Here is a 10,750-nt window from a genome sequence, read left to right on the forward strand (position 1 = left end):
TCCGAAGCTTGACGCGTTCAGGCCGGTGGTTGACGGGTGGCTGGCTGCGGACCGGTTCATGCCGGGCAAGCAGCGGCATACCGCCAAGCGTGTGTTTGACCGGCTGGTTACCGAGCACGGGTTCGATGGCTCGTATTCGGTGGTGCAACGGTATGTGAAACGGTGGCGCCAAGAGCATCGCCTGGGTTCGGATGGGTTCATGGAGTTGGCGTGGCATCCGGGTGAGGCGCAGGTCGATTTCGGCGTGGCGCAGGCCGTGATAGGCGGGGATCGGGTGGGCGTGCATTGCCTGGTGGTCTCGTTCCCGTTCTCGAACATGCGGTACGTGGTCGCGTTGCCCGGGGAGAACGCGGCATGCGTGTGCTATGGGTTGCGTCTGGTATTCGAGCATATCGGCGTGGTGCCGATGATGCTGGTGTTCGATAACGCCACGGGCGCCGGCCACCGGGTCGCGTGGGACAAGGTCACCATCGTGAAGCTGTTTGCCCTGTTCCTTGCGCATTACCGGCTCGAGACCCGGTTCTGCAACCCGTATTCGGGCAATGAGAAGGGCAGCGTGGAGAACGCGGTCGGGTTCCTGCGCCGCAACATCATGGTGCCGATCCTGAACGCGGAGTCGTACGGTCAGTTGACCCGGTTCCTGTTGGAGCGTTGCGACGCATTGGCGAACAACGGGCATTACCGCAAGGGCACGTCGATAGCGAGCCTGTTCGAGCGGGAGAAGGAGGACATGCAGCCGTTGCCTCGTATCGGTTTCGACGCGGTCGACTGGCGCAGGAACGCCGGGCGGACCGGGACGGGCGGGTCAAGGTGGACGGCAACTATTACCTCGCGGGTCCTTCCTGGCGCGGGTGGAGCCTGGAGGTGGGATTGCGTGCCTTCGACGTCGAACTGCGTACCCAGGATGGTCGGGTCTGCGCCAAGCTGCCCCGGGTCTATGGTTCCTCGCCGGTCACGATCCGGGATCCGGCGGTTCTGCTGCCCGCACTGGGAAGGAAGACGAATGGTTGGCCCGAGTCCACGATCCGCGACGATTTCCCCGCCAAGCTGCGCCTGGCGGTCGACCACATGGATGCCGGGGATCGTCGCCACGCGTTCCGGCTGATCGCCAGGGCCAGCGATTCGTCCGGATTCGATGCCGCCGTCAGGGCCGGCGAGCATCTGATCGAACAGGGTCGCGCGCTCGACGAGGCCAGCATGATGATGTTGGCCAGACGCATCAAGGCAGGCGAACCCGTTGACGACGTGAAAGCCCCGGACCTGCGCGTCTATGACGCGTTCATGCAACGTAAGGAGGTCTAGGACATGGGGACGCATCGTCCACCGGTGATCATGCCGGACATGAAACGACGCCGCCAGACCACCGGCGAGAGGATTGAGACGATCATGGCGCTTTCTAAAAGCCTGCCCCTGACCCGGCAGGTCCTGGCCGACCAGCTCGCCGACGCGACCCCCGGCCAGATGGAATTCATCGAGTCATGGATGCGCGCGGAACTCGACTCGCGGGAACACTCCAAACGCTCCCGGCTCCTGAAACAGGCCGGCTTCCCCCAGGCCAAGGAACTCGACGGCTACGACTGGACACCCATCCGCTTCCCCGTCGACTACGGGCGCGAGCAACTCGAAACCCTCGACTTCATCGACCACGCCGAGGACCTCGTCCTTTTCGGCCCGCCCGGCGTGGGCAAAACCCACCTGGCGATAGCCCTGGGCAGGCAAGCCTGCCGCAACGGCATCCCGGTGCGCTACTTCACCGCGGCCAGCCTGGTCATGCGCCTGTTGCGCGCCAGCACGGACGGCAGACTCGACCGTGAGCTCGCCGCCATCGGCAAGGCGCAACTCCTGATCATCGACGAGCTGGGCTACGTGCCCATCGACGAGGAAGCCAGCAGGCTCCTGTTCCAGATCGTCACGAACGCGTACGAGACCCAGAGCATCATCTACACCACCAACATCGAGTTCAGCGGATGGGGACGCGTGTTCGGCGACCCCAACATGGCCGCCGCCATCATCGACCGCACCATCCACCACGGACGCATGATCAGATTCGAGGGCGACTCCTGGCGCAAAACCCACGCCCTCATGCAATAGAAAACACACAACCGGACAGATAGGACCAGCCAACGCCAACATGGCCTAAAACCAACCGCTCAAACGGACGCCAACACACGCCACAACGGCCAACAACAACTTGACAAAACACAATCCTCCTTCATGCCCTCCGCCACGCCGATCACCTCCCGGTGCCCGTCCAGACGCACGCCGATCGCGACCAGTATGCTCACGTTCTCCACGGCGCCACCCCACGAACGCTTGTGCCACACCCCGTCCATGAACACATACGGGTAGGCCTGGGACAGCGGGCGTTCACGCCAGGCGTCGATGTCCCCGTAGACCTTCCTGAGCTTGTCCGACAGGGTCTGCGGCGGCATCCGCTCGCCCCACAGGGCCTGGCTGATGTCGTCCACCCGCCTCGTGGAGACACCGGCCAGGTACATGTCGATCAGCGCCTCCTCCACGCTCTCCTCGCGGCGTCGGTACCGTTCGATGACCGCCGACTCGAACAGGGCACCCTTCAGCTTCGGCACCCTCACACTCAATTTGCCGGCCTTGACCGTCAGATCGCGTTCGTAATGGCCGGCACGATACGCCTTCCTGCCGCAGGAACGCTCGTAGCGGGCCGCGCCGGTGATCTCGTCGGCCTCGGCGTCCGGCATCCGGCCCACGGATCTCGGTGACCTTCTCGCTCACCATCCGGTCCAGTTGTGTCTCGAACATGGGTTGATTCACCTGTAAAATGTGCTTGGGCATGGCCCGTACCTGCTTTCCAATCGGTTTTCTCTTTCAGCGATTGAAAATCGTACACACAGGACGGGCTATGCTCCCACCACCTCAAAACTGCGCAAGAATCCGGACGTTATCCATGGAGCATACGCCGACATTTATGAGGAAGCTGAATTCAAAGTCGAAGGAATTGTGTGATGAACAACGTGGTTAATGGCACTGACAGGACGACTGCGGCCAATGCAGGGGGAACTTGGCGCATCTTCAAGGGGAAAGCAAATGATGGAACGGAGTCCACGACGCTCTATGGCGAAGACAGGGATGCGGACATCGCTGTGACGCTGCTGATGCAGGGCAGTGATCTTCCGAGGATCGTGCAATGGGGCAGACCGATGGCGCACCCCGAATATCTGGTGAACTGCAATGACGCGGTAAGGCCTCAGCGCGTTTCCGGCGGCTTGGACGACACCGATTGGCCGAGCATAATCCCAACTCAGGCAGAAGCGTGGACCGGTTCCGACCGTCTGGTCCTTCGCCGAGATGGAGTCGAGCTGTTCTGCAGGTTCAGCACGACCGATGACCCAATTGCAATAAATGGCAGAAGGGTCGCAATAACTGCAATCGATGAAGTGCAAGGGCTTGCGCTGCTGTGGGAATGCGAAATAACGCAATCGGGTCTGCTGCGCCAGAGGGCAAGGCCCTCGAATGGCCGTTCGACAGATGGCTCAGAGAGCGATGGGTCTCGTGCCGAGAACGAGCTCGGGACGTTGAGCGTCGACAAGATCGAACTTGCATATCCGGTCCCAGAGGAAGCCAGCGAGATTCTGTCGACGACGGGCTATCATCTGCGTGAACGCTCTCCTCAGCGCCAACCCTTCAACATCGGCAGAGTCGAGCGTCTCAGCATGGTCGGCCGCCCTGATTTCGATGCATCGCTGCTGATGACGGCAGGAGTTCCCGGATTCGGATTCTCACATGGTGAGGCGTATTCCGCACATGTCGGTTGGAGCGGCAACTCCGTGCTGTCGGCTGAAAGGACAACCTATACGCAGGGCCTGATTGGTGGCGCGGAACAGCTGGTCGGCGGTGAAATGCAGCTCGGACAAGGTGAAAGCTACACGACCCCCTGGGTGTATGGATCCTATGGCGAAGGACTGAACGAGGTTGCTTCGCGTTTCCACGGCTTTGTACGCAGCATGCACCCGCTCTTCGCGAAGAAGCCGCGTCCGGTGATCCTGAACACCTGGGAGGCAGTGTATTTCGATCATTCATTCGACACTCTGAAGGCGCTCGCGGACAAGGCAAGGGACTCGGGAGTATGGAACTCGTCGATCACCCCGGCGGCGTCGGGCGGGCGTCCGCGGATGCCCTTGGCGAACCCCGGGCTCATGTCGCAGGTGACCAGTGTCACCCGGTTCGGGTCACCGTTGTGGTCCATGAAATCCAACGCGAACCGTTTGACGGTGTTCGCGTCCCTGCCGGGCACCACGCGGATCACGTTGCGCTGCGCCGGATCGGCGAGCACGGTGATGTACCGGTGGCCTTTGCGGCTGGTCCCGTCGATGCCGATCGCCCCCACGCCCGTGTGATCCTCGTACGGGCGGGCCTGGTCCACATAATGTCCGATGAACCGCCACGATCCCGTGTCATGTTCGCCGACCTGCCCGGCCATGCCCGCGACCGGCTGGCTTTTCGCCGGCTCCACGACCATCGCCTCGAACAACGGCGTGAACCCGCCGCCTGGACGGGCCCACGGCACCGGCACCGCACGCACGCCGTGCCCGGGGCATGATACGCGCGGCACGCCCGCGTGGATGAACGCCTCGTACCGGAAGAAGCTCAAGCGCCGCCACACCCGGTCCCTGACATCATGCATCGGGCACGCCTCCCGCCCGCACCCCGCATGCGGGCAAGAAAAACACGAGCCGGGCTCGAATCCGATCGTGATGCGCGATTCGCGTCTGCCGCCCTCCCCGTCACGCAACTCCACACCCGAAACCCTCCAAGGATCAGGCGACTGCAAGGCGGCGGTGAACAACAACGTGGTATCCATACCCCCAAACTACCCGCCAGCCACCTCCACCCGACCAGCCCACCCACACCAAACAGCGAAAAGCCATTGTAAACTATATATAGATAGAAATTTCAAAGCATTCATTTAGGAGGAAAATATGTCAAATAAAACTCATTCGTCTAATCACGATGAAATGATGGCTGAGCATCATCATAATCATGAAATGATGGATGTGGAGCACGAAAACCATGAGATGCACAACATGCACAATATGGATAATATGCATGATATGCATGATATGGACAATATGGATATGATGAATCATGGAGGACACATGATGCATATGGGTGATATGAGTAAAAAGCTCAAAGTGGCTATCATTCTTATGATTCCACTTCTACTCATTTCACCAATCGCGGGCTTTACTATCCTTAAATTCCCCGGAAGTGAAATTTTGCAACTCATCCTTGGTACAATTATCTTCTTTTACTCTGGGACTCCTTTTTTTAGCGGAGCAAAAGGTGAATTAAAAAGCCGTAAGCCAGCCATGATGATGCTGATTACAATGGGAATTACCGTTGCCTATGCTTATTCTGTTTATGCCACAATTATGAGTCTTAACGGACATATGGGCATGAACTTCTGGTTTGAACTGGCAACTTTAATTGTCATTATGTTGATTGGTCACCTGATTGAGATGAAAGCAATCATGGGTGCTGGCGATGCATTGAAAGATTTAGCAAGCCTTGTTCCCAAAAAAGCTCACTTAAAAAGTGGGAAGGATGTGGAGCTTTCAGAACTAAAAGTTGGCGATTTGCTTTTAGTGAAAGAAAATGAAAAAATTCCTGCAGATGGCCTTATATTAAGTGAAGCGCTCGTTGATGAGTCAATGATTACTGGTGAAAGCCGAACAGTCAATAAAAAAACAAATGACCTTGTTTATGGTGGTTCCCTCAATCAAAACCAACCATTTGAGATGAAAGTCACAACCCTTGGAAAAGATTCATTTCTCAATCAAGTGGCCGAATTAGTCAAGAAAGCCCAAGCTCAAAAATCTAATTTGGAAAATATGGCTGACAGAGTGGCTGGTTACCTTTTCTATGCTGCACTTATTGTCGGTATCTTCTCATTAATTTTTTGGACAATTAGTTCTAACTTTAGTTTTGCTCTACTTCTTGCGGTTTCTGTTTTTGTAATTGCATGTCCACACGCTTTAGGTCTTGCGGTTCCACTTGTTGTTTCTCGCTTAACCAGTATTTCTGCTAAAAATGGTTTATTAATTCAAAACAGAACCTCTTTGGAAAAAATAAATACAATTAAATATGCCTTAATGGATAAAACAGGAACATTAACTGACGGTAAGTTTATTGTCCGTAATGTTATTAATTTTACTGATGAAACAGACATTCTCCAAATCATGGCAGCACTTGAAGAAAGTTCCACTCACCCGATTGCTCAATCAATCGTTTCAGCTGCTAAACCTCTTGAAAATCTAAAAGTTGAAGCGGTTGAAAATATTCCAGGAGTTGGAATTAAAGGGCAAGTTAATCAAAACTTTTATCAAATTGTTAACTATAAATATCTTCGTGAAAATCAACTTTCTTATGATGAACAAAAGATTGCTCAATATTTAGATTTAGGTTTAACTGTATCTTTCCTAATCAATGAACAACAAGATGTTTTAGGATTTATTGCCTTAGGAGATTCTCCTAAAGCAGACGCGAAAGCCTTTATTAATGGTTTATTAGCCCAAGGAATTACCCCTGTTATGCTCACGGGTGATAATAAAGAAACTGCTCAAAAAATTGCTAGTGCACTAAATATTCCCGAATTTAGAGCGGAATTAAAACCTGAAGATAAAGCAGAAATTGTGAAAGAATACCAAAAGAAAGCCGGCGTTCTTTTCATTGGTGATGGTGTCAATGATTCCCCAGCTCTTGCAACTGCTACGATTGGTTTTGCGATTGGAGCAGGAACTTCGGTTGCTATCAGTACCGCTGATGTCGTCCTAGTTAACTCCAATCCAAGTGACGTCTTGGATATGATTAATATCTCCAAACGCATGCTTAGAAAAATGAAACAAAACCTCTGGTTTGGAGCAGGCTATAACATTATTGCTATTCCTGTTGCAGCGGGTATTCTTTATCCATTTACAGGAATTTATATTGACCCTCTCATTGCAGCAGTCCTGATGTCAATCTCAACCGTGATTGTCTCAATCAACGCGATGGGATTGAGGTATGATAAAAAATAGAAGAGCATATGCTCTTCTATTTTTTTCATACTAATTATAAAACTTTTATCACTCAAATATACTTAAAGATTAAGTATGATATCACAGAAATACTAATGATTGTAATGATATTTTTTAAATATGATTTATTTTTAAATGATTTTAGAATCTTTCGTTCATAATCATTTAATTGACTCCCTTTATGAACTAGAAAATAAATATTACCTCTAAGATAACGATTAGCATCATGCCAACGTCCCTTAATTTTGATATAGGTTTCGTCCATTTTCCACGAATAGAAGGACTGTTTATTTTTCTTTTTCCAGAGATGATAGAGGATTTTACTGTATTCTTGAACCCACCGATAAATCGTAGTGTGACAAACATTTATTCCACGGTCATAAAGCAATTCCTGAACTTCACGTTAGCTCAGATTGTAACGTAGGTAATAACCAACAGCGACAATGATGACTTCTTGTTGGAATTGTTTGCCTTTAAAATGATTCATCTCTCAAGCCTCACTAACCTTTTTTCTTACATTTTACAATAAATACAGGAAATTAAAAAACTTCGCAACAGAACCCTCTCTCGTATACTCTGTTTGCGTTCCCTTAACCATTGCACAATAAACTGAGAATCATACCCAACAATAGGTTTCATTGCCAACACCGCCTGGTTGATGGCACCTTTGATACGAGCGATACCGACCATTCCACTTGTCGCACCGTAAAGCGCATAAAGAATGTCGCCAACGGTGACCATTTTGGCAGAAGAGTTCCTTAAACTTCTTTCAGTTAAGAATAATTCCGTACCAGATCCAGTAATTTCGGCCGAACGAATAAAGGGAATCGCTCCACCATAGTAGGTTTTTTCTCCAACGGCTGGAGTTCCTCCCGAGTAAGAATTTGCGATGTCACCCAGCTTCCGCTGTTCCCAAGCGTGTGAGGAATGAGGCCCGGCAACGTCCCCAAAACCCGATTTCTCAATTGAGATAGTCTGTTGGATGCCCAGAATCATGTCGCCAACCTACTGCGCCCAGTCACTTACGCGCGATTCACGATCTCCTTCACCAACCTGCCAGCACCTGGATCGCATCAAGGCCGCTTTGCTTATGCTCCCGGTCCAACCTATCCCAGTAGGGCGAGTCTTCTCGGAGTAATCGAAAAAGCGTCCTCATGCGTTTTCTATCCGTTTTGCTGTGAAGTCGACTCCGCTCCGCGTCCGGGTCCCCCATCAAGGAAACAAGCATGGCCGCATCATACAAATGTCTTTCGCCGAATCCGGCATGATCCACCGAGTATGCGGCGCTCTTGAGCATCAACGCCCCCAACAAATCAGGAATCCTAATCGTTGCACGCATCGTGCCATCCGCAATCTCCACGTACATGCTTCGCTCGCGAGCCTGAGCCCCCGCAGGCATAGATAGCACTGGTTTACCGGCCAAAACAGCCATCTTAACCAGCAACCCGGGAAGATGGTCGGCCACCAACAGATCCACCTGTCCCCCGTCCCGCCCGATCATCCGCGTGGTATATCCGGTCAACGTACCGGGTTGCGCAACGAAGCCCCGCCCGGAAAGCACCCTCTGCACACTCTCTATTCCCCTGTGATCGGACATAAGATCAACCAACAGATCAACGTCGGTGGTAGGTCTCACCTCGAGCCCGCCGATCATGGCATGTAACTGAACCATGAGCCCGCCGGTAAGCATCCATGCCTGAGGCACTACGGCCTCCGCTACCGCAAAAACGGTGTCCCAAGGATGACCGCGACTGGATATTTGGACGGTAATCATCATCGTCCCCCGCTTTCAGTGCCTGCACCCACTCAGCCGTTTTCATCCTTGAAAACGGCAAGTAAACGCTCCAACGTCTCCACACCCGCTCGGCGCTCACGGGGATCATCAGATTCCGCCAGATCAGCCGCGCACACACCTATCGGCATTGGCGTCAAATCGTCAAGGCCATCGTGTGTGGGCAATGCTACGGCAGTGCGGAGACGAACACCTGTGGGCTCAGCGCCAAGTCGTAACCGGCAGTCCCGAATCACTTGCCTGGTCGTTGGCAAGTCGGCGTATCCTTCGATAATTGTTCCGGGCATAAGATGAAAGAGGCCCGACAGCTGCCCGGTGGCACCCGAGATGCGAATGCTCTCGCGTACTTTGCCCTTCAATGAGTCTCGGCACCAGTATTCCCGCATCTGCGCACGCCGCCGCGTCAACCGAACCAAGTCCATAGCCCCCGCTCCACGAACATATTGCCCCAATCGATACCGCCGCTGGGCATCAAGCCATGGCACCGACTTCCCCGATATCAGATACAACGCTCCGAAAGCCATCTGAGGCGAGTAGGGGCGGCCTCCTTTGCCTGCGAGCAACGCGTATCGGCGTACCGAGTCGGCAAGGATCAGAACACGATCCGCCCCCTCATCAAGTGAATCGAGGTCACCCGAGCGGCGGAGATCGGTAATACGCCGGGTACTCACCCCAAGGGCCTCAGCGGCCTCCCGTTGCGTCAGCAATGTGTGATTCGTGTGGATTGCCATAGACCCAGTATATACAGAACCATTCCCTAAAGCGAATGGTTCTGTATACCATGTGAGTTACCGACGCCCGGCTCCACGCACAGCCACCCTTCAACCCATCACACCTCTACACCGAGGATGCGCAGCTGCTCCTTGACTTTGGCCTCCAACTCGGCGATATCGGCGTCATCCTGGGCCAGCTGCCTGTTCACCTCACCGAGGTCGATCGGCGCCTCCTCCTCGAACGTGTCAACATACCGCGGAATGTTCAGATTGAATTCGTTATCGACGATCTCCTGCAGCGGCGCGACATGAGCGTATTTATCGACATCCTTGCGATTGCGATATGTCTCGATGATCCTGTCGGTATTCTCCTTGGACAGCCGGTTCTGGTTCTTGTCCTTGACGAACTCCTTGCTGGCATCGATGAACAGCACGTCCTTGGTGTCGCGATTCTTTTTGAACACCAGGATGCATGTGGGGATGCTCGTGCCATAGAAGAGATTAGCGGGGAGACCGATGACCGCGTCGAGATAGTTGCCTTGGGAACTCGAGGCACCCGATTTGATAAGAGCCTTGCGGATCTTGGCTTCGGCGGCACCACGGAACAGCACGCCATGGGGCAGCACGATAGCCATGGTGCCGTTGGCGTTGAGATGGTACAAGCTATGCAGCACGAAGGCGTAGTCGGCCTTTGATGCGGGAGCGAGCGCACCGAACGGATTGAATCGCTGATCCTTGAGCTTGTTCTCGTTGTTATCCCAATGAGCGGAATACGGAGGATTGACGACGACGGCATCGAAAGTGCGCGGATGGTCGATCCCCTCTTTATCCGGACCATCGGGCCAATCGGTTTCCAGAGTATTCGCGTTCGACAGCGTCATGTTATTGAACGAGACACCATGCATCATGAGATTCATTCGCGCAAGATTGTAGGTGGTCGGGGCTGCGGACGTTTTCTTGGAGATGGTTTAGGCCGCTAGCCCTTGTTGCATTCTATAGTGTACGGGACTTTTCCATCCCAGGGATTGTTTGATACGCTCATGGTTGTACCAGTGCATGTACGTGTCGACGTGTTCCATGACTTGACGGCAGGTCAATTGTTCCCAGTGCTCGGGGTAGACGGCTTCGGTCTTCATGCGGCCGAAGAATCCCTCGGCCGCTGAGTTGTCCGGGGAGCAGCCCTTCCTGCTCAT

General features: G+C 53.6%; 8 protein-coding genes and 4 pseudogenes. 5 read left to right on the top strand and 7 right to left on the bottom strand.

What is annotated here, in order from left to right:
- The 3 genes from istA to istB form a co-directional block, all read left to right on the top strand.
- Positions 1-1,105 (top strand): IS21 family transposase (gene istA, locus BMIN_RS00580; RefSeq protein WP_238565557.1); only part of this gene is annotated, 1,105 nt, incomplete at its 5' end.
- Positions 1,069-1,302, top strand: coding sequence for a hypothetical protein (locus BMIN_RS09125; RefSeq protein WP_238565558.1), 234 nt, complete (start codon positions 1,069-1,071; stop codon positions 1,300-1,302). The genes istA and BMIN_RS09125, both read left to right, overlap by 37 nt.
- 3 nt (positions 1,303-1,305) lie before the next feature.
- Positions 1,306-2,091, top strand: coding sequence for an IS21-like element helper ATPase IstB (istB, locus tag BMIN_RS00585; protein WP_022861948.1), 786 nt, complete (start codon positions 1,306-1,308; stop codon positions 2,089-2,091).
- A 113-nt stretch (positions 2,092-2,204) separates the two neighbouring features.
- On the opposite strand, the pseudogene BMIN_RS00590 reads toward istB, so the two are convergent.
- Positions 2,205-2,811, bottom strand: a pseudogene (locus BMIN_RS00590) (IS256 family transposase); the annotation flags it as partial.
- 233 nt (positions 2,812-3,044) lie between these two features.
- Here BMIN_RS00590 and BMIN_RS08215 point away from each other — a divergent pair.
- Positions 3,045-4,103 (top strand): annotated as a pseudogene (locus tag BMIN_RS08215) (glycoside hydrolase family 36 N-terminal domain-containing protein); the annotation flags it as partial.
- Here BMIN_RS08215 and BMIN_RS00595 read toward each other — a convergent pair.
- Positions 4,103-4,837: pseudogene (locus tag BMIN_RS00595) on the bottom strand (transposase); the annotation flags it as partial. The pseudogenes BMIN_RS08215 and BMIN_RS00595 overlap by 1 nt on opposite strands.
- 118 nt (positions 4,838-4,955) lie before the next feature.
- On the opposite strand from BMIN_RS00595, the gene BMIN_RS08220 reads away from it, so the two are divergent.
- On the top strand, positions 4,956-7,052 hold the full coding sequence (locus tag BMIN_RS08220; protein ID WP_081648104.1) for a heavy metal translocating P-type ATPase: 2,097 nt from the start codon (positions 4,956-4,958) through the stop codon (positions 7,050-7,052).
- Between the two features lie 226 nt (positions 7,053-7,278).
- On the opposite strand, the pseudogene BMIN_RS08225 reads toward BMIN_RS08220, so the two are convergent.
- The 5 genes and pseudogenes from BMIN_RS08225 to BMIN_RS00625 all read right to left on the bottom strand — a co-directional run.
- Positions 7,279-7,539: pseudogene (locus BMIN_RS08225) on the bottom strand (IS6 family transposase); the annotation flags it as partial.
- Between the two features lie 26 nt (positions 7,540-7,565).
- Positions 7,566-8,048 (bottom strand): restriction endonuclease subunit S, encoded by a 483-nt coding sequence (locus BMIN_RS08460; RefSeq protein ID WP_152595260.1) that lies wholly within the window; start codon positions 8,046-8,048, stop codon positions 7,566-7,568.
- Between the two features lie 49 nt (positions 8,049-8,097).
- The gene (locus tag BMIN_RS08820; protein WP_238565560.1) at positions 8,098-8,742 is read right to left on the bottom strand and encodes a hypothetical protein; all 645 of its coding nucleotides are present in this window, start codon (positions 8,740-8,742) and stop codon (positions 8,098-8,100) included.
- Positions 8,743-9,673: 931 nt separating this feature from the next.
- Positions 9,674-10,522, bottom strand: coding sequence for an N-6 DNA methylase (locus BMIN_RS00620; RefSeq protein ID WP_081958223.1), 849 nt, complete (start codon positions 10,520-10,522; stop codon positions 9,674-9,676).
- Between the two features lie 3 nt (positions 10,523-10,525).
- Positions 10,526-10,750, bottom strand: a 225-nt coding sequence (locus BMIN_RS00625) for an IS3 family transposase (protein ID WP_034886219.1), incomplete at its 5' end; no start/stop codon positions are given.

The sequence above is a fragment of the Bifidobacterium minimum genome (assembly GCF_000741645.1).
Classification (GTDB): domain Bacteria; phylum Actinomycetota; class Actinomycetes; order Actinomycetales; family Bifidobacteriaceae; genus Bifidobacterium; species Bifidobacterium minimum.